At 72.3% G+C, this 24,774-nt stretch carries 20 protein-coding genes; 8 read left to right on the forward strand and 12 right to left on the reverse strand.

Annotated elements, in window-relative coordinates:
• Nucleotides 1-25 precede the first annotated feature (25 nt).
• Entirely contained in the window at nucleotides 26-1,735 is a 1,710-nt protein-coding gene (locus HRF36_RS08170; RefSeq protein WP_173208799.1) for an ATP-binding protein, read from the forward strand.
• Between the two features lie 115 nt (nucleotides 1,736-1,850).
• Here HRF36_RS08170 and HRF36_RS16280 read toward each other — a convergent pair whose 3' ends face one another.
• On the reverse strand, nucleotides 1,851-3,491 hold the full coding sequence (locus HRF36_RS16280) for a PQQ-binding-like beta-propeller repeat protein (RefSeq protein ID WP_173208801.1): 1,641 nt from the start codon (nucleotides 3,489-3,491) through the stop codon (nucleotides 1,851-1,853).
• 212 nt (nucleotides 3,492-3,703) lie between these two features.
• Here HRF36_RS16280 and HRF36_RS08180 point away from each other — a divergent pair, with 212 nt between their 5' ends.
• Nucleotides 3,704-3,859, forward strand: a complete 156-nt coding sequence (locus tag HRF36_RS08180) for a hypothetical protein (RefSeq protein ID WP_173208803.1) — start codon at nucleotides 3,704-3,706, stop codon at nucleotides 3,857-3,859.
• 207 nt (nucleotides 3,860-4,066) lie between these two features.
• On the opposite strand, the gene HRF36_RS08185 is transcribed toward HRF36_RS08180, so the two are convergent.
• The 5 genes from HRF36_RS08185 to HRF36_RS08205 form a co-directional block, all read right to left on the reverse strand.
• Complete coding sequence (locus HRF36_RS08185) at nucleotides 4,067-4,735, reverse strand: response regulator transcription factor (protein WP_173208805.1); 669 nt, start codon at nucleotides 4,733-4,735, stop codon at nucleotides 4,067-4,069.
• On the reverse strand, nucleotides 4,732-6,045 hold the full coding sequence (locus HRF36_RS16285; RefSeq protein WP_173208807.1) for a histidine kinase: 1,314 nt from the start codon (nucleotides 6,043-6,045) through the stop codon (nucleotides 4,732-4,734). The genes HRF36_RS08185 and HRF36_RS16285 overlap by 4 nt, the downstream gene beginning before the upstream one ends.
• 10 nt (nucleotides 6,046-6,055) lie before the next feature.
• The gene (locus HRF36_RS08195) at nucleotides 6,056-7,231 is read right to left on the reverse strand and encodes an amidoligase family protein (RefSeq protein ID WP_173208809.1); all 1,176 of its coding nucleotides are present in this window, start codon (nucleotides 7,229-7,231) and stop codon (nucleotides 6,056-6,058) included.
• Nucleotides 7,232-7,308: 77 nt separating this feature from the next.
• Nucleotides 7,309-8,061, reverse strand: a complete 753-nt coding sequence (locus tag HRF36_RS08200) for a hypothetical protein (protein WP_173208810.1) — start codon at nucleotides 8,059-8,061, stop codon at nucleotides 7,309-7,311.
• 201 nt (nucleotides 8,062-8,262) lie between these two features.
• Nucleotides 8,263-8,763: a MarR family transcriptional regulator gene (locus tag HRF36_RS08205; RefSeq protein WP_173208812.1), complete on the reverse strand. Its 501-nt coding sequence runs from the start codon at nucleotides 8,761-8,763 to the stop codon at nucleotides 8,263-8,265.
• A 128-nt stretch (nucleotides 8,764-8,891) separates the two neighbouring features.
• Here HRF36_RS08205 and HRF36_RS08210 point away from each other — a divergent pair, with 128 nt between their 5' ends.
• The gene (locus tag HRF36_RS08210) at nucleotides 8,892-9,692 is read left to right on the forward strand and encodes an SDR family NAD(P)-dependent oxidoreductase (RefSeq protein WP_173208814.1); all 801 of its coding nucleotides are present in this window, start codon (nucleotides 8,892-8,894) and stop codon (nucleotides 9,690-9,692) included.
• A 254-nt stretch (nucleotides 9,693-9,946) separates the two neighbouring features.
• Here HRF36_RS08210 and HRF36_RS08215 read toward each other — a convergent pair whose 3' ends face one another.
• The gene (locus tag HRF36_RS08215) at nucleotides 9,947-11,617 is read right to left on the reverse strand and encodes a PQQ-binding-like beta-propeller repeat protein (protein WP_173208816.1); all 1,671 of its coding nucleotides are present in this window, start codon (nucleotides 11,615-11,617) and stop codon (nucleotides 9,947-9,949) included.
• Nucleotides 11,618-11,856: 239 nt separating this feature from the next.
• On the opposite strand from HRF36_RS08215, the gene HRF36_RS08220 reads away from it, so the two are divergent.
• A complete protein-coding gene (locus tag HRF36_RS08220) occupies nucleotides 11,857-13,392 on the forward strand; it encodes an APC family permease (protein WP_173208818.1) in 1,536 nt (511 codons plus the stop codon).
• 112 nt (nucleotides 13,393-13,504) lie between these two features.
• Here the strand turns inward: HRF36_RS08220 and HRF36_RS08225 are convergent, their stop codons facing one another.
• From HRF36_RS08225 to HRF36_RS08240, 4 genes are all read right to left on the reverse strand, one after another.
• Nucleotides 13,505-14,197, reverse strand: coding sequence for a peroxiredoxin-like family protein (locus tag HRF36_RS08225; protein WP_173208820.1), 693 nt, complete (start codon nucleotides 14,195-14,197; stop codon nucleotides 13,505-13,507).
• Between the two features lie 169 nt (nucleotides 14,198-14,366).
• Entirely contained in the window at nucleotides 14,367-15,059 is a 693-nt protein-coding gene (locus HRF36_RS08230; RefSeq protein ID WP_173208822.1) for a peroxiredoxin-like family protein, read from the reverse strand.
• Between the two features lie 204 nt (nucleotides 15,060-15,263).
• Nucleotides 15,264-16,040, reverse strand: a complete 777-nt coding sequence (locus tag HRF36_RS08235) for an Fpg/Nei family DNA glycosylase (RefSeq protein WP_173208824.1) — start codon at nucleotides 16,038-16,040, stop codon at nucleotides 15,264-15,266.
• 3 nt (nucleotides 16,041-16,043) lie between these two features.
• Nucleotides 16,044-20,975 (reverse strand): DEAD/DEAH box helicase, encoded by a 4,932-nt coding sequence (locus HRF36_RS08240; protein ID WP_173208826.1) that lies wholly within the window; start codon nucleotides 20,973-20,975, stop codon nucleotides 16,044-16,046.
• Between the two features lie 128 nt (nucleotides 20,976-21,103).
• Here HRF36_RS08240 and HRF36_RS08245 point away from each other — a divergent pair, with 128 nt between their 5' ends.
• The 3 genes from HRF36_RS08245 to HRF36_RS08255 all read left to right on the forward strand — a co-directional run bounded on the left by HRF36_RS08245 (nucleotide 21,104) and on the right by HRF36_RS08255 (nucleotide 23,095).
• Nucleotides 21,104-21,748: an FMN-dependent NADH-azoreductase gene (locus tag HRF36_RS08245; RefSeq protein ID WP_173208828.1), complete on the forward strand. Its 645-nt coding sequence runs from the start codon at nucleotides 21,104-21,106 to the stop codon at nucleotides 21,746-21,748.
• A gap of 2 nt (nucleotides 21,749-21,750) precedes the next feature.
• Nucleotides 21,751-22,029: a hypothetical protein gene (locus HRF36_RS08250; protein ID WP_173208830.1), complete on the forward strand. Its 279-nt coding sequence runs from the start codon at nucleotides 21,751-21,753 to the stop codon at nucleotides 22,027-22,029.
• Nucleotides 22,030-22,096: 67 nt separating this feature from the next.
• On the forward strand, nucleotides 22,097-23,095 hold the full coding sequence (locus tag HRF36_RS08255; protein ID WP_173208832.1) for an aldo/keto reductase: 999 nt from the start codon (nucleotides 22,097-22,099) through the stop codon (nucleotides 23,093-23,095).
• Nucleotides 23,096-23,123: 28 nt separating this feature from the next.
• Here the strand turns inward: HRF36_RS08255 and HRF36_RS08260 are convergent, their stop codons facing one another.
• Entirely contained in the window at nucleotides 23,124-23,696 is a 573-nt protein-coding gene (locus tag HRF36_RS08260) for a phosphatase PAP2 family protein (RefSeq protein WP_173208833.1), read from the reverse strand.
• A 135-nt stretch (nucleotides 23,697-23,831) separates the two neighbouring features.
• Here HRF36_RS08260 and HRF36_RS08265 point away from each other — a divergent pair, with 135 nt between their 5' ends.
• The gene (locus tag HRF36_RS08265; RefSeq protein ID WP_305792162.1) at nucleotides 23,832-24,725 is read left to right on the forward strand and encodes an SDR family oxidoreductase; all 894 of its coding nucleotides are present in this window, start codon (nucleotides 23,832-23,834) and stop codon (nucleotides 24,723-24,725) included.
• Nucleotides 24,726-24,774: the final 49 nt, after the last annotated feature.

A 24,774-nucleotide genomic window follows, 5' to 3' on the forward strand; every position in this document is an offset into this window, starting at 1 on the left:
CTCACGTGAAAACTGGAGGTAAATAATGGAGATTGCGATCCAAGCTCTCGACAAGGTCGCGGCCGGTGCAGTCGCCAACAGCGTCGAGAACCAACACGTGGATTTCAAGGTGCAGGGACGATCGCTCTCGGACACACTCGACAATCTGGCTGAAGCTGCTGCATGTTTTGCAAACGCTGAGGGGGGCTACGTCCTGGTAGGGGTCAGAGACGACGGGGCTGGCCCAGAGGCGTTCGTGGGTCACGACCTCGACCCGGTGAAGACCCGGTCCCGCATCTACGAGATCACGACCCCCGCCCTGATGGTCGATGTCTTCGAGCTGCAACACGCGGCCGGCTCTGTGCTGGTCATCCGGGTTCCGCAAGGCGTGGCCGTTCATTCGGTGAAGAGCAAACTGCCGACCGAGAGGGTCGGGGAGTCATGTTGGCCCATGGACACGCGGCGGATCGCCGCGATAGTCGACGAACGTAGTGGAGTGGACTGGTCAGCGGTGGGCACGAGCGTCGCGCCCTCAGCCGCCGATCCGCAGGCCATCGCTGTGGCGCGTCGCATGGCCTCGCGTGCAGTGGACCCTTCTAAGAGGCGACTGGCTGACCTCGACGAGCTCGCCCTGCTCAGGCGCCTGGGGGTCGTCGATTCCAAGGGGTACCTGACGAATGCCGGGGTCTTGCTGTTCGTCGGCCCGCCCGGTGGAGCAGCACTCATGTCGTACTCATTCCGGAGGACGCCTGCCGGTCGACTCTCTGCGAACGAGCAGCTCGATGGCCCCCTCGTGGTCGCCGTCGAGCGAGTATTCGACCTCATCTCAGCTCGTCTCGAGACCACGCCTGTCTCCGTCGGAAAAGGTCAGCAGCTTCACCTGGCGGACTTGCCGGAGGCCGCCGTTCGAGAAGCCATCGTGAATGCAGCCATGCACAGGGACTATCGAGTTCAGGATCGCGTGACGATCGAGCATGCCCAGACGCAGCTCTCCGTGACCTCGCCGGGCGCACTGGTCAGCGGCGTCACGCCGACGAACATCCTCACGACTTCGTCGCGGTCACGGAATCCGCAGCTTGCACAGGCTCTGAGGATGTTGGACCTGGCCGAGACGGCGGGTTCCGGTGTGGATCGCATGTATGCGGAGATGACCCGATTGGGCCACCAACCGCCCGTGTTCCTGGCGACGACCCACAGCGTCCAAGTCTCTCTCGTCGGTGGTGCCCCCAACACCAACATGGCCAGTTTCGTCGCGACCCTCCCCAGCCACGAAGCTGACGACGCGGACACCATGCTCGTTCTTCTGCACCTTCTGACCAAGCGCACGCTCTCTGCCTCCGAGATGCAGCCGATCATGCAGAAGGCGAGCTCGGCAGAGGCTCAATCCGTCCTGGCCAGGCTTGCGCGGGACGATGTCGGCATTCTCGAGCCCACCCGCGAGACGGCAAGCAATCGAGAACCCAACTACCGACTTCGGGAACGCCCCTTGGTGCTTCTCGGTCCCGCCGTTGTCTACAAGAGGCGGACGCTGGAGCAGACGGATCGAAAGGTCATCGATCTCGTTCGAGAGACGTCGACGATCAACGCCCGGATGTTGAAGATCATGTTCGATCTGGACAATCGACAAGTATCGCGGGTGCTCGCGGATCTGATTGCGAGGGGTGTTCTGATCAAAACGTCGAGCGCCTCACGCGGCCCGGGCGTCACATACGGCGCGGGGCCGGCGTTCCCAAGGCGACGTGGTGCGACCACATAAGTTTTCACGAAGTTTTACCCTCCCCTGGCGGAATCGCCTGGTGGACTTCGTCGGGTGGTATCAGTCGGTTGGTCGGGCCGGGGCGCGGTAGGCCGAGGGCAGGAGGTGCAGGTCGTCAGCCGACGACGCGGACCCGGTCGACCAGACGCTGCACGCTCCCGTCGGGGCGGTTCGCGACGAGCGTGCCGCCCCAGAAACCGAGCTGATCGCGATCGGCGCCGAGTTGCCAGAGGCGGTGGCCGTCGGACAGGTCGAAGGCGGTGACCATCGAGGTGCGTCCACCGGAGGCGGTCGTGGCGTAGCCGGTCGTGCGGCCGACGACCGCGATCTGGGACTCGCCCGGCACCACCGCCCGGGCCACCTCGTCGCCGGACGCCGGGTCGAGCAGGCGGACGGTGCGCTCACCCGCTTCGTCCGACGTGAGGTCGCCCGAGACCGCCGCCGCGCCTCCCGGTTCGAAGGTCTGCGCGAAGACGAGCGACCCCCGGTCGCCGGCGGGGTCGGTCGTCACCCGGGCGAGCCCGTGGCGGCGGTCGCGGGGCGGCGTCGTCCAGAGCTCGGCTCCGGTGCGGCGATCGACGCAGACCACCCCCGGCGTCGTCGAGAAGACGACGCAGTCGCGTGTCGTCTGCACGCCGCGGTCCTGGCGGAAGCCGTGCCGCCAGAGCTCGCGCCCGTCGAGCGAGAGTGCGACGACGGTGCCGTCGGTGTCACCCGTCGAGGTCGGGATCGCCGGGTCGAGACCGACCAGGACGAGGTCGCCGTCGACGTCGAGGGTCGTGGCGGTCGGCAGGTCGGGCCCCCAGGCGCGGGTCTCGCCGGTGCGCCCGTCGACCGCGGTGATGACACCGCCGTCGAGCAGGAGCAGGCCGTCGGGGGTCAGGGCCTCGTCCTGGCTGCCGGTGGTCTCGCCCGTCCACACGGGGGTGCCGAGGTCGCCGGTGTCGAAGAGCGAGAACTCACCCGTCCCGGGTTCGGAGTCGTAGTAGACCCGGGAGTCCTGGTACGAGAACTGGGGGTCGCTCGAGACGAGGGCCCAGGAGGCGGTGGCATCGGTCAGGCGGGCGCGCCCGTTCGGCGAGGTGGTCACGCCGGTCAGATCGCCGGTGCCGAGGTCGAGGCGGGCGTACGACGAGGCGAAGCCGTCGCTGCCGAAGCCCAGCGTCGAGACGAGGGCCGTGTCGGTGGCACCGTCGGTGGGCCAGACCTGCACGAATCCGCTGCCGGCGTCGAGTTCGGTGCCCAGGTCGACCCACCAGCGGACGGTGCCCCGGACGGGGTCGACACGCGCGAGCCGGCTGACCGTGGGTGCGGTGCCGCCGAAGCTGCCGTCGAAGCGGCAGTCGCCGTCGACGTCGGTGGTCGAGCTCGTGCCGGTGTCGGCGTCGCCCTCGGCGCGGCTGGCGCTGACGAGGACGTCACCGCCCAGCCGATCGGGACCCACCGCGGGCTCGGCCTGCCAGAGCAGGCAGCGGCCTCGGTCCGCCGGCACGCCGACGTCGGCGGGCGTGAGCGTCCACGAGTCGGGCACGGGTTCGTGCCGCAGGTCGTCGCCGTCGACACCGTCGAGCGCCGCGCCCGCCGAGTAGCGCGGCGCCTCGACCAGGCCGACGGTGGTGACGAGCGCCGCGGCGGCGGCGATGGCGACGGTCACGAGCGCGAGGCGGCGAGGGCGGGAGGCGCGGTGCCAGGCGTCGGCTCCGCCGCGACGGGCGCGCGCGACCGGTTGGTCGCTCGGTCGGGCGTCGTCCGTCACCCGGCCATGGTACGAGGCGCGAGTGCCGACGGACCGTGAGCGGTCCCGGGGTCGCGACCCGCGCCTCCTGGGCTCCCGGGGCCGGCCGTTAGGCTGGGGCGGGCCGTCCGGCTCCGCCTGCCGGTGCCGTCCGCCGCTCGCCCGCCCCTCGAAGGAGCCGTGCCATCGAAGCCGTCGTCATCTCGATCCTCGCCCTGGCGATCGTCGTGCTCGTGGTGGTCCAGGTGATCTACCGTCGCCGCGTGCTGCAGCGCCGGGAGGCCGCCGGGCAGCGCGTCGTCGGCCGGGGCACCTACGTCGTGTTCGGCGTGATGGCGGCGTTCTTCCTCTTCGCGGTGTTCGTGTTCCCGTTGCTGGTGCGCGGGTAGCGGCACGGCCCTGCCCTGCCCGGCCCTGCACCGCACCGCACCGCACCGCACCGCCCTGCACCGCACCGCACCGCACCGCACCGCACCGCACCGCCCTGCACCGCGCCGCGTTCCGTGCAGCGCACCATGACTAGTCGTGGTGCCGTGCACGAATCCTGGTGTGCCGCCGCGGCCGCACCGGACGAACGTGCGCTCTGACGGATCGGCTCAGCCGCCCTCGGTGCGCGCGAAGCCGGAACGGAACGCGAAGACGGCCGCCTGGACGCGCGTGCGACTGTCGGTCTTGGCCAGCAGGCTCGAGATGTGGCTCTTCACGGTGGCCGTGCTCACGAAGAGCTCGCGGGCGATGTCGACGTTGCTGAGGCCGCGCGCGACGGCGTCGAGCACGTCCCGCTCGCGGTCGCTCAACGAGTCGAGGGCCGCCCGGTGGCGCACGGCGTCCGGCGACGTGGGGGCCGGGGCGACCCGTTGCTCGATGAGGGCCCGCGTCATGGCCGGGTCGATCAGCGAGTCGCCCCGGGCCGCCGACCGTACCGCGGCGGCGATGAGGTCGGGCCCGGAGTCCTTGAGCAGGAAGCCCGAGGCGCCGGCGGCGATGCCGTCGAACAGGTGCTCGTCGTCGTCGAAGGTCGTGATGAGGACCACGGCGCAGCCGATCGTCGGCACGATGCGCCGGGTGGCGGCGATGCCGTCGAGCCGGGGCATCCGGATGTCCATCACGACGACGTCGGGTCGCAGGGCGAGCGCGTCGGCGACGGCGTCCTCGCCGTCGGCGCTCTGCCCGACGACGTCGACGTCCGGTTCGGCGTCGAGCATCGTCGCGAGCCCCGCGCGGGCGATCGCCTGGTCGTCGACCACCAGGACCCGCAACGTCATGCCGTCCGCCCTGTGCTCGACGCCGACGCCGCAGTCGTGGCCGGCAGTTCGGCGCGGACCCGCCAACCGGTCCCGTCGGCGCTCGGCCCCGTGGTCAGCGTCCCGCCGGCCGCACGGACCCGATCGTGCATGGACGGGATGCCGGCCCCGCCCAGGGGCACGTCCGGGAACCGTTCGCGGGCGGGCCCGGGGTCGGCCACCGTGACGACCGTCGCGCCCGACGTGTCGTCGACCGTGACGTGGACCCGATGCGCCGACGAGTGCAGCATCGCGTTCGTCAGCCCCTCGCGCACCACGGCCAGGACCGTGGCGCGACGCTCGGCCGGCAGGTCGTCGCCGAGGTGCACCGCGCCGTCGACCTCGTAGCCGAGCGACGTCAGGCGGCCGGTCATCAGCGCCAGTTCGTCGACGACCGAGGTCGTGCCGGCGGCCCCAGCGGGTGCCGCCCGAAGCACGCGCAGCACACCGCGGATGCGTCCCAGGACGTCCTGCCCGCTGACGGCGATGTCCCGCATGGCCGGGGCCAGCTGCTCGGGGTGGTCCTCGGCGACCCGGAGGGCGGCCTGCGCCCGGATGACCAGGGCGGCGACGTGATGGCCGACCTCGTCGTGCACGTCCCGGGCGATGCGGGTGCGTTCGTGCTCCGAGATGCGTGCGACCTCGGCTGCCCGCAGCACCAGCAACTCGCGATTCGTCCTTGCGAGCTCGGTCGTGGCCTCGCGCTGACGCCGGAGCAGGACGGCGACCGTCAGCAGGATGCCGCAGGCCAGGAGCCGGCCGAGCACGACGGAACGGTCCTGCCCCGCGTCCGACAGCAGCACCTGCGTGAGCGGCACCCCCTGGACGCCGGCCGCGGCGACGTCGCGCCACGGCAGGACGACGAGCACGGAGAGGGTGACGAAGGTGGCCCCGGCGGCGATGACCGGTCCACGTCCCGAGATGGTCAGGAAGACGACGACGGCGAGCGGCACGAGCGCCTCGGGCGGCCCGAGGTAGAGGCCGTACAGCGCCGGGGGGAGGGGCGCGAGGGTCGTGTACGCAGTGAAGACGGTGACGACGACCAGCGTCTCGACGGGCCACCGGTCGAGGGTCGCGCACGCGACGAGCGCCACGACGCCGACGTAGAGGTACCCGGGAAGTGCCTGCGGGTACCACTCGAGCTGCAGGGCGACGGCGAGTCCGGCGAAGTAGGCGCCCCCGACCAGCGTGAGCACGACCAGTCGGGTTCGCCCCCACCCACTCGCCGCCGGCGACGGCCAGGCGAGTCGACGCCCGCCCGCGCGGGTCGTGGCGGTCCCGTTCGTCTGCACGGCCTCCACGCTAACGCCGCCCCGCCGACGTCGCCTCGGCCGAAAGGACCAATCGGGCCGGGTCGCCGGACCGGGCGAGGTCGAGCAGTCCGGCCGCGGCCGCGCGCGCGTCGGAGCTCGTCGGACGGGGCACGGGCTCCGTCTCGAGGCACCGGGCCAGCAGGCGCTCGACCAGGCCCGCACTCTCGGTGAGCTCGGCGGCGTCGAGGGTGCCCGGCAGGATGCGGATCTCGATCGTGTCGCGCACGGGGCGGTCGGTCACCAGGGCGGTCAGGTTGACGTCGGCGTACTTCGTCAGCCCGGTGCCTGCGGCGTCCGCCTGCAGCTGCGACCAGTCTCGGGCCCGCCCGCCGTCCCCACGGTCCGCCCGGTCGACGAGTTCGACCACGGCGGACGGCAGCGGCGCGAGACGCGTGCACGCGGGATTCGTCGCAAGCACGGCACGCAGCGGGTCGCGCCACCACGAGAACAGGCGCACGAGGTTGGCGAAGGCGGTGACTGACCGGAACGGCGCGCCGTCGACGTGCAGGTGCACGGCCGCCTCGACCGGCACCGTGAAGCCGAGCTGTCGAGCCGGTCCGAGCAGTCGCTCGAGGGTGGCCTCGTGGTCGGCGACGACCGGCGGCGTGACGATCTCGCACGGTCGCTCGCGTCCTGCCGCCAGCGCCGAGGCCAGGGCGATGCTCGAGCCGGCACCGTCGCGCAGGCGTCGCACGGCGCCGACCGTCTCGACCGTGCTGCCGAAGAGCGCGGCCGCCTCGTCGAGGGCGTGGTCGAAGGGTGCGTCCGGGGACGAGTGCCGGGCCACGAGGCGCAGGAGGCGCGGATCGTCGGAGAGCACCCGGTACGGATGGCCGTCGGACCGGTCCGCGTCGGCGGGGCGCGTGTCCGGCGACGGCCCGACCCGCGCCTCCTCGTGGTCGCGGCGGAGGTCGTCGACGAGCGTGACGTCGTCGACGAGCTCGGCGACGGGCCTCCCGAGGCAGTCCGAGACGGCGTAGCCCGGCGTCAGGTGCCAGAAGTGGCCCATGCCCGGCACGAGCGACGGCTCGGAGTCGGTGTGGAAGAAACGCGTGACGTGACCGTCGTGGTCGTCCGCGAGACGATCGGCCAGCGTGCGCCGGCTCGACCCGCGCGGGGCCATCAGCTCGACCTCGAAGCCGATGCGGGAGTGGAGGGTCGTCATGGGGCTTCCGTCAGGGGGTGGGTGCAGGCGGCAGTCGTCGGGCGGCCCGGTGGGACCGCCCGACGGCGGTGCGGGGATCAGAGGGGCAGGTCGTCCCCGGCCAGCAGGGCGGCTCCGGCGCGCACCACGGCGGACCGGGTGTCGCTCTGCCACAGGCCCGCGAGCTGCGCCGCCTGGTCGTCCCCGTAGCCGACCAGGGCGAAGGCCCGGGCGTCCTGGTCGTCGGTGTACGACGTCGGTGCGGCGGGCACCTGCTCGTGGGCGAGCAACAGGCCGCCGACCTTCGCCTTGGCCGTCGAGACGTCGTCGCTGCCCCAGGCGACGGCGAGTCCGAGGGCCTGCGTGAAGTCGTCGACGTACGTCGCGTCGGTGCCCGAGGCGAAGAAGGCGGCACGACGCTGCTCGTCCGTGTAGGCCGTCGTCGTGGCCGCACCTGCCTCATAGGGGAGGGCGGTGCCGGCCGTCAGCGCGGCTCCGGCCTTGCCCTTCGCCGTCGTCGTGTCGAGCCCCCAGACGACCGCGAGGTTGAGCGCGTCGTCGGCGTAGGGCGAGGCGGCGAAGGCCGCCAGGTCGGCTGCGGTGTACGTGACCTTCGGCGCCGTCGACGTCGTGGGCTCCGCTGCCGCCTGGGCGGCGGGGGAACTGCCCGGTGCCGCGAGGGCGCCGAGTGCTCCGAGCCCGGCGATCGAGCCCGCCAGGGCGCAGGCGACCGCGGCGGTCGCCGTCACGCGTCGGAAGGCGGAACCGGTCGAGCGGCGGGGGGTGTCGGCGCGATCGGCGCCGTCCCGGGTCCTCCGGGCCGTGTCGTGGATGACGTTCCTGTCGTTCATGTCGTTCTCCTCGTTGGGAAGGTCGGTCCGGGTGACGGGGTCCGTCGCCTCTCGACCACGGCTGACGTTAGGAGGCGCCGACGCGGGGCGACAAGGCGTCGTGGCGAGGTCTGGCCGGTCGGCGGCGGACGGTGGCCGTGGGGACGAGGGCGCCGCGCCTCCTGCGTCGTCCGAAGGGATGGATCCGCCCCGGCGCGCCCGTCACCGGCCGCCGTCGTCGGTCGGACGCCAGACGGGCGTGGGGTCGACGGCCTCGGCGACGCGTCGGGCGGTGGCGCCGAGCTGTCGTGCCTGGGCCGCGGTCAGGCTGTCGAAGACGAGTCGGCCGACGAGGGCCTGGTGCCCCGGGGTCGCCTGCTCGACCTGCTCGTGGCCGTCGTCGGTCAGCACGGCCAGGGTGAACCGGCCGTCGGACGAGTCGACGAGGCGACGCACCCAGCCCTTGCCCTCGAGCCGCGTCACGGCACGGGACAACCGCGAGAGAGTGCAACTCGCGTAGCCGGCGAGGGTGCTGAGGCGGAGGGTCCGCCCCGGGGCGCCGTCGAGCGCGGTCATCAGGCCGTGCTCGAAGTGCGTGACCCCGTTGTCGCGCAGCAGTTGGGCGTCGAGGGCGGCGGGCAGCCGCTCGAGCAGGGTCGCGACCGCCGCCCAGACGTCGAGTTGCTCGTTCGTCAGGATGCGGGGCGGGGGAGGCGTCGGCACGCCTCGAGGCTACGGCACGCCCTACCGGGCGGCGACTTGCCCAGGCAAGCGTCCGGGCCTAGATTGACTTGCCTGAGCAAGTCAGCATTCGGCGGGCGACAGCCAGGGCAACAGCAACAGGAGAGACCATGGACCTTCGACTCGACGGCACGACCGCCCTCGTCACCGGCTCGACCCAGGGCATCGGCCGGGCCGTCGCCGCCCGGCTCGCCGCCGAGGGGGCGGCGGTGATCGTGAACGGCCGGGACGAGGCCAGGGTCGCCTCCACCGTCGAGGCCCTGCGGGCGGCCCACCCGGGTGCGTCCGTCGAGGGCGTCCCCGCCGACCTCGCCGTCCCCGCCGACACGACCCGCCTGCTCGCCGCGCTCGACGACCGCGGCGGCGTCGACGTCCTGGTGAACAACGTGGGCCTCTTCGGCCTGGACGAGTTCACCTCGGCGGGCGACGACGTCTGGGCGCGCTACCTCGACGTCAACCTCATGAGCGGCGTCCGCCTGTCGAGGCACCTGCTCGGCGGCATGATCGAGCGCGGCAGGGGTCGCATCGTCTTCGTCGGCAGCGAGTCGGGGGTCGACGTGCCGGGCGACATGCTTCCCTACGGCGTCACCAAGGCGGCGACGATCGCGCTCGGCGCCGGGCTGGCCAAACTTACGCGTGGCACGGGCGTCACGGTCAACACCGTCCTCGGCGGCCCGACCTGGTCCGACGGCGTCGCCACCGCGGTCGCCGCCGTGGCGGACGCCCAGGGCGTCCCCGTCGAGCAGCTGAAGGAGGCGCTGGTCGCCCGGCGAGGGACGTCCCTGCTGCAGCGCTTCATCGACCCCGACGAGATCGCCCCGCTCGTCGCCTACCTCGCGAGCCCCCTGGCGTCGGCGACGAACGGCGCCGCGCTGCGAGCCGACGGCGGGGTGCTGACCGGCCTGCTGTGAACCCCGGGCGGGCCGGTGCGCGCCGTCGACGGCCAGGAGGCGCGGTGCGCGCGGTCGGGCACCGCGCCTCCTCGTCCGCTGCCGGCCTCCGGCCACCGGCCGCCGCGTCCGTCGCGCTTCGTCTTCCGCATCGCGCCGTGTCCGTCGCATCGCGCCACGTTCTGGACACTGCACCGTGTCACGTCGCGGTGTCGTGTCCACAACGTGGTGTCGTGCTCGACCCGACCCGACCCGACCCGACCCGCACCGCGGCGTCACCCGCGGTCGGCCACGGCCCTCGGGTCGTCGACACGGCGGACGACGCCGTCCTGGCCCGTGACCACCAGGTGCGGACCCCAGAAGCCGATGTCGACCGCCTCGGTGGGCGAGGTCCTCCAGAGCTCGCGGTGGCTGTGCTCGTCGAAGGCGACGACGGACGATCGGCCGTCGACGTCGAACGCCAGCTGGTAGACCGTCGTGCGGCTCCGGGCCAGAGGCGCCGAGTACCCCGGCAGCGTCGCCGTGAAGGCCACGTGCCCGTCCTCGGCGTCGAAGGTCGTGACGGTCGTGGTCTCGTCCCCGAAGGCGCTCGAGGGCGAGACGGAGACCTGCACCTGGTCGAACGCCGAGTCCGGCAGGGGGTTCCAGCCGGACTGCACGGTCTGCCCGCTGCGGACCGGGAGGCTCGTCGTCCACCGGGCCTCACCGGTCGCGGGCGACAGGCAGGTCACCGAGACCCGTCCGCCGGGGTCGTCCTGGCCGTCGTCGTCGCCCGCACCCCTCGGCCCCTCGACCACGGGGTCGCCGCTCTGGGTGGTGGCCGTGACCGTGACGCAACGGTCCGACACGATCAGTGAGGCGTCCCCCGCGAGGTCGGCCGACCAGCCGATCGCACCGGGGTCGTCCTGCGAGAACGCGACGAGGCGTTGGCCGTCGATCGCCGCGAACGCGACGAGCACGTGGTCGCCGGCCGACTCGGGCCAGCCGTAGGCGTCGTCGGCGATCGGCACCGGGTGCTCGGTGCCGGTCGTGGCGTCGATCACGCGGGACCCGCCACCCGCCGTCGTCAGCACGTACAGCTCGTCGTCGAACAGGGTCACGGTCGCCTGGGACGGCTCGTCTCCGCGCCACGACACGGTGTCGAGGTCGTCGAGCGGGTGCAGCTCGAACCGGGTCCGGTCGTCGTCTTCGGTCGTCGGGCCCGTGCCGTCGGCCCCGAACCGCGACCGCGGCTGGTGCGAGACGAGGACGCTCGACGACGAGAGGCCCTCGATGCGCGTGACCTCGTCGGGATCGCTCGACTCGACGGCCGCCGAGCGGTCGGTGACCTCCCCGGTGGCCAGGTCGAGCCGAGCGAGGGTCGAGCCGGCGTCGACCTCGACGGTCAGGGTCGCGGCACGCTCGTCGTCGTCGGGCGTCACGGACACCGAGCGCACCGCCCGGCCGAGGGTCGTGGCCACGTTCGTGCTCCAGGTCACGTCGCCGGTCTCGCCGTCGACCCGGACCAGGCGCCCGCCGGACCCGCCGCACCGGTCGGACAGCTCGGCCGTCTGGGCCGACATGATCGCGTCGTCACCGACCCCGCCGACCCTCAGGTAATAGGTGCAACCGGCGGGCGTGCCCGGCGTCGACTCGGCGCTCAGGTCGGTCCGCCAGACGGTCTCGGTCGGTTCGCCGCGCAGGTCGTCGACCAGCATCGCGGGTCGCGCCGGGTCGTCGTAGCGCGGTTGCACCGCGAGGCCCGCGCCGGCGACGAGCGCGGTCACCGCGGCCACGGCGCCGACCGTCAGCCCCAGGCGGCGAGCCCGGGAGGCGCGGGTCCAGACCCGGCGCAGCGCACCACCGGTCCGGGCTCCGACCGTCCGCAGCGGGGACGGCCCCGCGCGCCTCCCTGCCCCGGTCGCCTCCACCCCGTCCGACTCGTCGCGAGCATCGGCGTCGGCCACGGGATCACCGGGGCGAGCGGGCAACCTCGTCGGCGGCCCGGAGGAGTCGACCCGCGCCTCCCAGGCTGCCGGCGGGCGCTCGGGGCGCATCGGCTGCCACGACGGTCCGTTCACATCGTCCCTCCCGCCCGCCATGCTACGAGACGGGACCGGTCCGCCGGTATGCTGGCGCGTCGTCCCCCGAGCCGGGGCCGCCGCACCCACCAGCCCACCCCGCCCGCACCACCCCAGGAGGCAGCATGAGCACCGTCCCCAAGTCCCGGGGTCTCAGCACCCTGTGGCGCACCAAGTCGGTCGAGTCCTCGCTCGCCGACTCGACGGGGCCCGAGAACGGGCTCAAGCGCTCGCTCGGCGTCACCGATCTGACCCTCATGGGCATCGCCGTCGCGGTCGGGGCCGGCATCTTCTCGGTCGGCGCCAACGCCGCCGCGAACTTCGCGGGCCCGGGCGTCACGCTGTCGTTCGTCCTCGCGGCCGTCACCTGCGGCCTGGCGATCATGTGTTACGCCGAGTTCGCCTCGACGATCCCCGTCGCGGGCAGCGCCTACACCTTCACCTACGCCACCCTCGGCGAGTTCCTGGCCTGGATCATCGGGTGGGACCTCATCCTCGAGACCCTCACCGGCGCGGCCGTGCTCGCCAAGTACTGGGGCATCTACCTCAGCACCGTGTTCGCGGGCTTCGGCCTCGACGTGCCCGACACCCTGTCGATCGGACCGCTCGAGCTGAGCTGGGCGCCGTTCGTCATCGTCGCCTTCTTCACCGTGCTGCTCGTCCTCGGCACCCAGCTCAGCTCGCGGGTCGGCAGCGTGTTCACGATCATCAAGGTCGCGATCGTCCTGTTCGTCATCGTCGTCGGCTTCTTCTTCGTCAAGGCCTCGAACTACACCCCGTTCGTGCCCGAGTCGCAGCCCCGCCCGGCCGGCGAGGGGGACGTCTGGACGCAGTCCCTGTTCTCGTTCGTCTCGGGCGCCGAGCCCGCGCAGTACGGCGTCTTCGGCCTGCTCGCCGGCGCCTCGCTCGTCTTCTTCGCCTTCATCGGCTTCGACGTCGTGGCGACCAGCGCTGAAGAGGTCAAGGACCCGCAGAAGACCATGCCCCGAGGCATCTTCCTCGGTCTCGGCATCGTCACCGTGCTCTACGTGCTCGTCTCGATCGTGCTCACCGGCATGGTCTCGTACCGCGATCTCGCCGCCGTCGAGGCCCCGACCCTCGCCACCGCCTTCGACCTGGTCGGAGTCGGCTGGGCGGCCCAGGTCATCGCGATCGGGGCCCTGATCGGCCTCACCACGGTCATCATGGTGCTGCTGCTCGGCCTGGCCCGCATCGTCTTCTCGATGGCCCGCGACGGCCTGCTGCCCCGATGGCTCGCCAAGACCTCGGCCACCCGCAAGACACCGGTGCGCGTGCAGGTCATCGCCGGCGTGCTCGTCGCCCTGATCGCCGGGTTCACCGACGTCGGCGTCCTCGAAGAGATGATCAACATCGGCACCCTGTCGGCCTTCGTCCTGGTCAGCATCGGCGTTATCGTGCTGCGTCGCACGCGGCCCGACCTGCCCCGCGCCTTCCGCGTGCCGCTGTCACCCGTGCTGCCGATCCTCGCGGCCGCGCTCTGCGTCTGGTTGATGTTCAACCTGACGACGCTCACCTGGGCACGGTTCGCCGTGTGGCTCGTGATCGGTGTCGTCGTGTACTTCGCCTACGGGCGCCGGCACTCGCGGGTCGGGCTCGGCGAGGACGCCGCCGCCCCGGCGCCGTCCGTCGAGCCCCGCTGAGCGGCACCGCCGATCGACGAAGAACCCCGTTCGGGACGATGAACCCCAAATCTTGGGGGTTCACCGTCCCGAACGGGGTTCTTCGCGGTGGGCCAGGGGTGGCCGGCGCAGGTCAGGAGGCGGGAGGCGTCTCGAGCGCGTCGACGGCGGCGAGGACCTCGTCGACCTCGGTGCGGGTCGTGTAGTCGACGTGGACGTCGGCGAAGACGACCTTGCCGTCGCGGTCGACGACCAGGACGGTCGGGAACGGCACGTCGGCGGTCGCGTCGGCGTTGCTGTCGGCGACGTCGAACCCGAGGTCGGAGTGCACCGCGCGGGCGGCCGCGACCGGCTCGGTCTGGATGCCCAGAGCCCGGACGAGCACGTTGCCCGGGTCGGACAGCACGGGGAACTCGAGCCCGCCGTTCTCGACGGACCGTTCGCTGCCCTCGGGTGTCTGGGGGCTGATCGCGACCAGCGCGACGCCCCGCGTGCGCAGCTCGGGCAGCAGGTCGGCCTGATAGGTCTTGAGCGTCAGGTTGCAGTACGGGCACCAGGCGCCGCGGTAGAAGACCAGGACGGCCGGGCCTTCGCCGACCGTCTCGGACAGCGAGACCTCGTCGCCGGCGGTCGTCACGAGCGTGGCGTCGACGATGGTGTCGCCCACCCGGACGGCGCTCTCGGGAACGCCCGTCTCGCGCAGACCCGACTGCTCGTCGTCGAAGACCTTCGTGGCGTCCGCGCCGATCCGGGCGTTGAAGCCCCCGCTGAACTCGCTCACCTGGTCGGCGATGCTGTGGGGGGTGCTGGAGTCGGCGTTCGACATGGAGGTCCTCTCGACTGCGGCAGGGCTGACCGGGCAGGGCTGACCAGGGCAGGGCTGACCGGGTTCGGGCCGGCCACCTCGATAGAGGGTAGGCGGATCGGTGCCCGCCGTCCGCACCCGACGAGTTCTCGTTCGCAAACGTCCTGCCGAGAGCGGAGACGGGCGTCGATCAGGCGGCGCGTCGCTCGAGCAGGTCGAGTGCGGCGATGATCTCGTCGACCTCGGTGCGGGTCGTGTAGTCGGTGTGGACGTCGGCGAAGACGACGACGCCGTCGTGGTCGATGACGAGCACGGTCGGGAACGGGATGTCGCCCGTCGCGTCCGCGTTGCTGTCGGCGACGTCGAACCCGAGCTGCGTGTGGACGGCGCGGGCGGCGGCCGCAGGCTCGGTCCGGATTCCCAGGGCGCCACTGAGCACGTTGCCCGGGTCGGACAGCACGGGAAACTCCAGGCTGCCGTTCGTCACCGACGCCTCGGAACCCTCGGGGGTCTGCGGGCTGATCGCGACGAGGGCGACACCTCGCTCACGGAGGCGCGGCAGCAACTCGGCCTGGTAGGTCTTGAGCGTCAGGTTGCAGTAGGGGCACCAGGCGCCGCGGTAGAAGACGAGCACGGCCGGCCCTTCGCCCACGGTCTCCGCGAGCGAGACCTCGGCGTCCTGGGGTGTCAGCAGTGTCGCCTCGACGACGGTGTCGCCGGGCGCGACGGCGTCGTCGGGGACGCCGGCCTCACGCAGGGCGCTCTGCTCGTCGTCGAAGACCTTCGAGAACTCGGGGCCGATCTGCGCAGTGAAGCCTTCGGTGAACACGGTCACCTGATCGGCGATGGTCTGGGTGTCGCTGGGGGTGTTGGCGTTCGACATGGTGGTCCTCTCGCGGTGACGGGCTCGCCGGGTACGGCCGTCAGGGGTGCCGCTGATCGTAGGCAGGCCGGCGCGGGCCGAGGGCGTCGGGCGTCACGGAGCGTCACACGGGCCGGGGCCGGGGCCGGGGCCGGGGCCGGGCCGGGGCCGGGGCCGCGGCCGGCCCCAGCCGTGTGACCCGTCAGCTCTGCCCGTGACGACCCGTCAGCTCTGGCAGTGCGGGCACCAGTAGGTGTCGCGCAGCTCGAGTTCGCTCTCACCGAGCTCGCCCCGCAGGATCTTCGTGCCGCAGCGAAGGCACGGCTTGCCCGCCCGGCCGTAGACCCAGTCGGTCGTGCCGCGCAGGTTGCCGGTCGTCGTGCGATCGACCCGATCTTTGTTCGCCTGGATCAGCCGGTGCGCCAGGTCGATCATCTTGGGTCGGTTCTCGACCTCGCCGACCGGACGCGTCGGCAGCACACCCCGGAGGAAGCAGAGCTCGTTGCGGTACACGTTGCCCACACCGGCGAGCACTCGCTGGTCGAGCAGGGCGAGCCCGACCTCGCGGGCCGGGTCGGCCTCGAGGTTGGCGAGGGCACGCGCGGCGTCCCAGTCGGGGCCGAGCAGGTCGGGGCCGAGGTACGAGACCACGCTGTCGTCCTCGTCTCGGGCCACGAGCTCGACGATGCCGAGGTCGAACCCGACGGCGACCCACTCGGCGGTCTCGAGCACGACGCGCGCCTGGTAGGCGGGGCGCTTCCACTTCGTGCCGTGCCGGTAGACGTGCCACGAGCCCTCCATCTTGAGGTGCGTGTGCAGCGTCACGTCGCCGATGTGGTGCAGCAGGTGCTTGCCGCGGGCGATGACGTCGTCGATCACCTCACCGCTGAGGTCGACGGTGGCGAACGCCGGCACCCGGAAGTCGCTGGCGGTGAGCGTCTGGCCGTGCAGCACCGCATCGAGGTTCTTGGCGGCGCGGTAGACGGTGTCTCCTTCGGGCATCGGTCAGGCCCTCAGCCGGATGCCGCTCGGCGTCGGTGCGAACCCCGCGTCGCGCAGGGCGTCGCCGAGCGAGGTGCCCAGCACGAACTCGCCGTCGACTCGTTCGACGGCCAGCTTGCCGATCCGGTTGCGCACGGTCGCCGCCAGCGAACCGGCGGCCAGGGCGAGCTCACGCTCGTCGGGCTCGCCGAAGGTCAGCACGGTCTTGCCACCACGCTCGACGTAGACGACGAGCCGCCCGTCGACGAGGACCACGAGCGAACCGGCCTTGCGCCCCGGGCGGTGACCCGACTTCTTCTTGCCGCCCGCGCCTCCTGAGGGGTCGTTCGTCTCGCTGCGGCCTGCCCCCGAGGAGGCGCGGGTCGCGTCACCCGCGGAGCTCGCCTCGGCGCGCGTCCCGGCTCCCGTCGCCGTGGTCGCCGCCGCCGCGGTGGCGGCTCGTGCCGCCGCGCTCGCGACGGCCGCGGCCTCGTCGGCGGAGGCCCCGTCGAGCGTCTGACCCGGCCAGGGCAGAGCGGCGCCGTAGGGGTTCGCCGGGTCGGTCGCGGCGAGGGTCACCACCGGCACGTCCCGCTGACGACCCGCCGCGACGAGGGTGTCGTCGTCGCGGCGGTCGCCCTCGTCGCGCACGAACGATCGGAGGCGGTCCACCGTCGGCCCGGTGGCGAACTGAGCCGCACCGAGCCCCTCGACGAAGTAGCCACGGCGGGCACGGCCGGTCTCTTCGAAGCCGCTGAGCACCTTATAGGCCGTGGAGAAGCCACCTCGGACGCCCTCGTTGACGACGGCGCCCCGCGTGACGACGCCGTGCCGCTCGAGCAGGATCTCGGCCGTCGCGGCGGCCCGCACGGTGCCGTCGGGTTCGGCGAGGGGAAGCAGCGACCACCGCCCGCCGACCGTGGGTGGTCCCGCCTGGCGGGGCATGGCTACGCGACCTCGGCTGCGGTAGGACGAGCGGGACCGTGTCGGGGTCCGGGGCTTCGGTGTGCGTCCACCCCCGACCTGGGCGCGCAGCGGGGCGAAGGTGTCGTTCGTGATCTGGCCGGCCCAGACGAGCTGCCAGATGGCGGTGACGAGCGAGTCGTCGTCGGTGCTGCCGACGGCGTCGGAGAGCTGACGGAAGAAGTAGGCTCCGCCGCCGGCCAGCGCGGCGAGCACCTCGCGTTGGAGGTCGTCGGTCTCGGCGCCCGACGGTTCGGGCAGGGTGACCTGGGCACCGTCGGCGAGGTGCAGGCTGACCCAGCCGTCGTTGCCCGGCAGGGTGCCGGTACCCGACCAGATGACGTCGCCGGTGGCGGTGAGCTCGTCGAGCATCGACGGGTTGTAGTCGGTCACACGGGCCGGCAGGATCAGGGACTCCCACGCCGACGCGGGCAGCGAGACACCGCTGAGCTGGTCGACGACCTGCACCACGCCGTCGAGGCCCCGCAGCCCTGATCCCTTGAGCCCGGTGGCGACGTGCTGCCACGCGGGCAGGAAGCGGCCGAGGGTCTCGGGCGCGACGGGTTCGACCTCGTGTCGCAGCGCGGCGAGCGATTTGCCGCGAAGTCGTCGCAACACCTCGGAGTCGCACCACTCGCTGCCCTGCTGCCGGGGCCGGAACTCGCCCTCGACGACGCGGCGCTGGGTGGCGAGCTTGCGCAGGGTGTCCATCACGACGGCGGTGCCGAGGCCGAGACGGTCGGCGACCATGGCGGGGGTGAACGGCCCGTGCGTGCGGGCGAATCGGCCGATCAGATCGCCCAGGGGGTCGTCGACCGGTTCGACGAACGCCGTCGGCACGCCGATGGGCAAGGCGACGCCGAGGGCGTCCCGGAGGCGCGAGGCGTCCTCGATGCCTGCCCAGCGCACGGTGCCGGCGTGGGTGAAGCGCAGCACGCGGTTCGACCAGGCGAGGTCGGTCAGGGCGGTCTCGAGCGACCGGTGCGCGTCGTCACGGGCGGCGACGTCGCCGGTGACGAGCGTCGCGGCGAGCCAGCTGCGGTCGATGATCTCGTCGGTGGTCAGCGGGCCGAGCAGGCGCAGCAGGTCGACGACGCCCTCGATGTCGCGGGCGCGACGGTCGGGGGCGAGACGCTGCAATTCGAGCTCGTGCTGGTCGATGACGTCGGCGTCGAGCAGCTCGCGCAGCTCGGCCCGGCCGAGCAGCTCTTGCAGCAGGCTCGAGTCGAGCGACAGGGCGGCCGCACGCCGCTCGGCGAGCGGCGAGTCGCCCTCGTACATGAAGGCGGCGACGTAACCGAAGAGCAGCGACCGTGCGAAGGGCGACGGCACCTCGGTCTCGGTCTCGACGATGCGTACGGTGCGGCTCGCGAGGTCACGCGTGAGGCTCATCAGGGCCGGCAGGTCGTAGACGTCCTGCAGGACCTCGCGCACGGCCTCGAGCACGATCGGGAACTGCGGGTACTTGCGGGCGACGTCGAGCAGCTGCGACGACCGCTGGCGCTGCTGCCAGAGCGGCGACCGCTTGCCGGGGTTGTAGCGGGGCAGCAGCAAGGCCCGGGCGGCGCATTCGCGGAAGCGCGACGAGAACAGGGCGGAGCCCCCGACTTCTTCGGTGACGATCTCGTCGAGGTCGTCGAGCTCGAACGAGAACAGCTCGGCGCCGGGAGGCTCGGCGTCCGTGTCGGGGATGCGGACGACGATGCCGTCGTCGGCCGCCATGGCCCCGCCGTCGACTCCGAGCTGGTCGCGGATGCGGGCCGAGACGGCCAGCGCCCAGGGGGCGTGCACCTGCATGCCGTAGGGCGAGTGCAGGATGAGCCGCCAGTCGCCGAGTTCGTCGCGGAAGCGCTCGACGACGAGAGTGGTGTCGGTCGGCACGTACGACGTGGCGGCCTTCTGTTCGGCGAGGAAGGCGATGAGGTTGCGGGCCGCGCGTTCGTCGAGGCCGCCGGCGGCGACGCGGGTCGTGGCGTCGGTCTCGCTCGAGTTCGACAGTTCGCGGACGTAGCCGCCGATGGCCTTGCCGAGCTCGGCGGGTCGCCCGATGCCGTCGCCCTTCCAGAAGGGGACACGGCCGGGCTGGCCGTAGGCGGGCGAGACGAGCACGCGGTCGTGGGTGATGTCTTCGATGCGCCAGCTCGTGGCCCCCAAGGCGAAGACGTCGCCGACGCGCGACTCGTAGACCATCTCTTCGTCGAGTTCACCGACGCGGGCGGCCTTCTCGCCGACCATGAAGACACCGAAGAGGCCCCGGTCGGGGATGGTGCCGCCGCTCGTCACCGCCAGGCGTTGTGCGCCGGGTCGGCCGGTCAGCGTGCCGTGCACGCGGTCCCAGACGATGCGAGGGCGTAGCTCGGCGAACTCGTCGGACGGGTACTTGCCGCTGAGCAGGTCGAGGGTGGCGTCGAAGGCGGAGCGGGGCAGGGTGGCGAAGGGTGCGCTGCGACGCACGGTGTCGAACCAGGCGTCCGCGTCGAGCTCGTCGAGTGCGACGGCCGCGACGGTCTGCTGGGCCAACACGTCGAGGGGGTTGGTCGGCACCCGGAGCTCTTCGATGAGCCCGGCGACCATGCGCTCGGCGGCGACGGCGGAGTGGATCAGGTCGGCCCGGTGCTTGGGGAACAGCACGCCCCGTGAGGTCTCTCCGACCTGGTGCCCGGCTCGGCCGACGCGTTGCAGGCCGCTGGCGACGGACGGCGGCGACTCGACCTGGATGACCAGGTCGACCGCACCCATGTCGATGCCGAGTTCGAGCGAACTCGTTGCGACGACGCAGCGCAACCGCCCGCTCTTGAGGTCGTCCTCGATCAGCGCTCGTTGGTCTTTGGACACCGAGCCGTGGTGGGCGCGGGCGAGCAGCGGGTCGCTGCCCGCGGTCTGGCCCGAGCCCCCCATGAGCTGGGCCGGGGCCCCGCCGCCGACGGACGCGTTGCGCTGCGCGGCGGGTGCCGGGGCGAAGGGGTCCACGGTGTCGGCGGCCGCGTCGTCGCCGACCGGACCGACGGTGACCAACTCGCCCCGCGCCTCCTCGGTCGCGCGTTCGGCGGCCTCGAGGTCACCGCCCTGGCGTTCGATCCAGATGTCGTTGAGGCGGGCCGTGAGGCGCTCGGCCAGGCGACGCGAGTTCGAGAAGACGATGGTCGAGCGGTGCGCGGCGATCAGATCGACGATGCCCTCTTCGACGTGCGGCCAGATCGAGCCCTGTGGCGCCGCGCCGGCGGCGGAGCCCTCGAGCGGGGCGGCGGTGCCGAGTTCGGTCATGTCGTCGACGGGCACGACGACGCGCAGGTCGAACTTCTTGTCGGCACGCGGGTTGACGATGGTGACCGGTGCCGGGCCGGCGAGGAACCGAGCGACCTCTTCGGGCGGGCGCACGGTGGCGCTGAGCCCGATGCGCTGTGCGGGCTCGTCGAGCAGCGCGTCGAGACGCTCGAGCGAGAGGGCCAGGTGGGCGCCGCGCTTGGTGGAGGCGACGGCGTGGACCTCGTCGATGATGACGGTCCGGACGCCCTTGAGGGTCTCTCGCGCCTGCGAGGTGAGCATCAGGTAAAGCGACTCGGGTGTCGTGATGAGGATGTCGGTCGGGGTGCGGGCGAGCCGGCCGCGGTCGCTCGAGCTCGTGTCGCCCGAGCGCACGCCCACCGTGATGTCGGGAGCCTCGGTGCCCAGTCGGCGGGCGGTCTGGGTGATGCCGACGAGGGGTGAACGGAGGTTGCGTTCGACGTCGACGCCGAGCGCCTTGAGCGGTGAGATGTAGAGGACGCGGGTGCGGTGCAGTTTCTCGTCGGGCGGGGGTGACGAGGCCAGCGAGTCGATCGACCACAGGAACGACGCGAGCGTCTTGCCCGACCCGGTCGGCGCGATGACGAGCGCGTGGTCGCCCTGGCTGATGGCCGTCCAGGCGCCTTCTTGGGCACGGGTCGGCGCGGCGAAGGCCCCCCGGAACCACTCGCGGGTCGCGGGGGAGAATCGGTCGAGCACGTCGGTCATCGCTGCCATCCTGCTCTGTGCCACCGACATTCCGCCGAGGTGTCACGACGTGCCGCTCACATCTGAAGCCGAGCGGCACGTCGTGACACCTCGCCAGTCGTGTCGGCCGCCCCGGCTACGGTGGGCGCATGCCGAACCTGCTCCACCTCGATTCGTCCGCCGACCTCACCACGAGTCGCTCGCGCGCGATCACCGAGGCGTTCGCCGACGCCTGGCGCGAATTCGGCGCCGACCACACGGTCGCCCGCCGCGACCTGCACCGCGACCAGTTGCCTCACCTGAGCGACAGCGCGCTGCACTGGCCGCCGCGCCTCCGTCTGCCGGGTGACGCCCCCGACCCCGCTCACGAGGCACTGCAGCAGGCCCTGATCGCCGAGCTCGTCGCCGCCGACGTCGTGCTGATCGGCGCCCCGCTCTACAACTACTCGCTGCCCTCGACGCTCAAGGCCTGGGTCGACAACGTCCACCTGCCCGGCGTCACCGCGCCCTTCGACGGCGACGATCAGCAGCCGATGCTCGGGCGACCCGCGGTCGTCGTCACCAGTCGGGGCGGCGTCTACGACGAAGGCACCCCCACGGCCGGCCGGGACCACGCCACCCCGGTCCTCGACATCGTCCTGGGGTCGACGCTCGGCATGCGCGTCGAGACGATCGCCACGAACCTCACGCTCAGCGACCGGTTACCCATGCCCGAGGCGGCCCGCGAGCGGGCCACGCGTGAATTGCGAGAAGCGAAGGAGGCGGCGGTCGCCTCGGCCCGTCGCCTCGGCTGACCGTGTCGTCGCGTCGGCGAGACGGCCGTCAGGCCCGGGGCGCGCCTCGGGCCGGGCCCGCGCCTCGGGCCGGGGGCGCGCGTCGGGCGGGGGCCGCGCGTCGCGCCAAGTCGATCGTCGCGCGGGTCTTCGGCATGCTGGCCGCGGCACTCGCCATCGTCGGCCTCGTACGGCTGCTGCAGGGGCAAGCCGGGTTCGGCGTGGCGTTCCTGTTCGCGGGGTTCGTCTCGGTGGTCGTCGCCTACGCACTCGTCCGCAGCGTGAACGCCTCCCGGCGCTGACCTCCGCGATCGGGCCGGCCTGCGCAGTCTGGGCCACCGGGTACCGGGCCTGGCTAGGCTCGGCGGCATGCAGAGCCGCACCCTCGGAACCCGTTCATCCTTCCTGTCCGACCGCCCCGTCTCGGTGATCGGCCTCGGCACCTGGCAGCTCGGCGCGGACTGGGGCGACGTCAGCGAGAGCGACGCGCTCGACGTGCTGGGCGCCTCCGTCGAGTCCGGGGTCACCTTCTTCGACACCGCCGACGTCTACGGCGACGGGCGCAGCGAGCAGATCATCGGGCGCTTCCGTGCCTCGAACCCCGACGTGCCGCTCACGGTCGCCACCAAGATGGGCCGCCGACTCGACCAGGTGCCGTCGAACTACGTCCGCGACAACTTCGCCGCCTGGACCGACCGCTCGCGCCGCAACCTCGGCGTCGACACGCTCGACCTGGTGCAGCTGCACTGCCCGCCCACCCCCGTCTTCGAGAGCGACGCCGTCTACGACGCCCTCGACGAACTGGTCGAGAAGGGGGCGATCCGTGCGTACGGCGTCAGCGTCGAGGAGACCGCGCAGGCACTCACCGCCATCGCCCGGCCGAACCTCGCGACCGTCCAGATCATCTTCAACGCGTTCCGGCTCAAGCCCCTCGACGAGGTGCTGCCCGCCGCGCAGCGGGCCGGTGTCGGCATCATCGCCCGCGTCCCCCTCGCGAGCGGGCTGCTCTCGGGCAAGTACACGACCGAGACGACCTTCGCCGAGAACGACCATCGCACGTACAACCGTCACGGCGAGGCCTTCGACCAGGGCGAGACCTTCAGCGGCGTCGACTTCGAGCAGGGCGTCGCCGCCGCGCAGGAGTTCGCCGCTGCGGTCCCCGACGGGGTCACCGTGCCGCAGGCCGCCCTCGCCTGGATCGTCGAACAGCCGGGCGTCAGCACGGTGATCCCGGGCGCCCGCAACGTCGCCCAGGCCACGGCCAACGCGGCGGCGGGCAGCGTGGGCGAGCTCGACGACGGTCTCGACAGCGAGGTCGTCCGCATCTACGACCAGTACTTCCGCGAGGCCGTCCACCCCCGCTGGTAGGCCCGGTGCCCGAGGGCCGGGCTCGAGGTCAGTGCCTGTTCGGCGTCGACACGAGCCGGCCCAGCAGGGCCACACCCGATCCGATGATCAGGCCGCCGACGACGTCCGAGGTCCAGTGCGCCCCCACGTGGAGGCGCGACCACGAGACCGCACCGGCCAGCGGGACGAGGGCTGCCGCGGCCCCCGGCGACTCGATCGCGACGCCCGTGACGAAGCCCGCGGCGCAGGCCGCATGGCCGGACGGGAACGACGCGGACAGCGGTTGGCTGCGCAGGCGTCGCTCGATCGGTACGTCGTCGATCAGCGGACGGTTGCCGCCGAAGAGGCGCTTGCCGACGATGTTCGCCATGGCGCTGGCGAATCCGAGCGAGAGGGTGCCACGGACGGCCGCGCGACGCTGCCCGACGAGAGCGAGACCCGCCGCGACCGCGGCCCAGAGCAGGCCGTGGTCGGCGAAGTGGCTGAGGCGGCTGAGGTTGCGGTCGACCACCGGCACGCCACGGACCGCGTTGATGCGTTTCGCGGCCCGCCGATCGGCACGCAGCACCCAGGCGGGCAGGACCTGACGGGGCGTCTCGGAAGGCAAGGGCAACAGGGGCACCCGTCCACCGTATCTTTCCCCGGGGGCCGCGCCCCGCCTCCTCTGCTCGTCTCGGTGTCCGCATCCCGTCATGTCGCCGTGCGCAGGGGTACAAGCTGTGCCGATGCGGCCGCAGGGCCGCGTACACCGGGGGACATGGCAGACAACATGTACACCCCGCAGAACCCCGTCACCCAGTACCCGCAGCCCCCCTTCGAACACCAGCAGCAGAGCGCTCCCGGTGACGTCCACGCCATGAAGCCCGAGCCCGACCACGGCGAGACCAGCTACGTCGGCAGTGGCCGTCTCGCCGGTCGCAAGGCCCTCGTCACCGGGGCCGACAGCGGCATCGGCCGCGCCACGGCCATCGCGTTCGCTCGTGAAGGCGCCGACGTCGCGTTGAGCTACCTCGCCGAGGAGCAGGCACAGGCCGATGAAGTCGCCGCCCTCGTCCGCGAGGCCGGCCGCACCGCAGTCCTGCTGCCGGGCGACCTGCAGGTCGAGCAGACCAACGTCGACGTCGTCGAGAAGACCGTCGCCGAGCTCGGGGGCCTCGACATCCTCGCCATCATCGCCGGTGTCATGCCGACCGTCAGCAGCATCGACGATTTCGAGACCGAGACGCTCGACCACGTCCTGAAGGCCAACATCTACCCTCTGTTCTGGCTGACGAAGGCCGCGTCGAAGCACCTGGAGCCAGGGGCGTCGATCATCACGACCTCGTCGATCCAGGGCTTCCAGCCGTCGCCCGACCTCGCCGAGTACGCCGTGTCGAAGGCCGGCATCGCCAACTGGACCCGCGCCATGGCCCAGCAGCTGGCCGAGCGCGGCATCCGGGTCAACGGCGTCGCACCCGGCCCCGTCTGGACGCCGCTGCAGCCCGCCTTCGTGCCGAACGAGAAGATCGAGAGCTTCGGTTCGGAGGCCGCCTACGGGCGCCCCGGCCAGGCCGTCGAGCTCGCCCCGTCGTTCGTCTTTCTGGCCAGCCAGGAGTCGAGCTACATCAGCGGTGAGACCATCGCCGTGACGGGTGGCACGCCGATCCACTAGGCATCGACCATTCCCTCGAGAACACCGTCGAGTGGACCGGGCACCGCCG

The sequence above is a fragment of the Frigoribacterium sp. VKM Ac-2836 genome, assembly GCF_013248995.1.
Lineage (GTDB): Bacteria > Actinomycetota > Actinomycetes > Actinomycetales > Microbacteriaceae > Frigoribacterium.

Coding starts and splice junctions, on each gene's coding strand:
- HRF36_RS08255 (WP_173208832.1), top strand. CDS start 22,097: ATGCAGAGCCGCACCCTCGGAACCCGTTCATCCTTCCTGTCCGACCGC.
- HRF36_RS08170 (WP_173208799.1), top strand. CDS start 26: ATGGAGATTGCGATCCAAGCTCTCGACAAGGTCGCGGCCGGTGCAGTC.
- HRF36_RS08200 (WP_173208810.1), bottom strand. CDS start 8,061: ATGAACGACAGGAACGTCATCCACGACACGGCCCGGAGGACCCGGGAC.
- HRF36_RS08230 (WP_173208822.1), bottom strand. CDS start 15,059: ATGTCGAACGCCAACACCCCCAGCGACACCCAGACCATCGCCGATCAG.
- HRF36_RS08265 (WP_305792162.1), top strand. CDS start 23,832: ATGGCAGACAACATGTACACCCCGCAGAACCCCGTCACCCAGTACCCG.
- HRF36_RS08195 (WP_173208809.1), bottom strand. CDS start 7,231: ATGACGACCCTCCACTCCCGCATCGGCTTCGAGGTCGAGCTGATGGCC.
- HRF36_RS08220 (WP_173208818.1), top strand. CDS start 11,857: ATGAGCACCGTCCCCAAGTCCCGGGGTCTCAGCACCCTGTGGCGCACC.
- HRF36_RS08235 (WP_173208824.1), bottom strand. CDS start 16,040: ATGCCCGAAGGAGACACCGTCTACCGCGCCGCCAAGAACCTCGATGCG.
- HRF36_RS08185 (WP_173208805.1), bottom strand. CDS start 4,735: ATGACGTTGCGGGTCCTGGTGGTCGACGACCAGGCGATCGCCCGCGCG.
- HRF36_RS08245 (WP_173208828.1), top strand. CDS start 21,104: ATGCCGAACCTGCTCCACCTCGATTCGTCCGCCGACCTCACCACGAGT.
- HRF36_RS08225 (WP_173208820.1), bottom strand. CDS start 14,197: ATGTCGAACGCCGACTCCAGCACCCCCCACAGCATCGCCGACCAGGTG.
- HRF36_RS08240 (WP_173208826.1), bottom strand. CDS start 20,975: ATGACCGACGTGCTCGACCGATTCTCCCCCGCGACCCGCGAGTGGTTC.
- HRF36_RS08210 (WP_173208814.1), top strand. CDS start 8,892: ATGGACCTTCGACTCGACGGCACGACCGCCCTCGTCACCGGCTCGACC.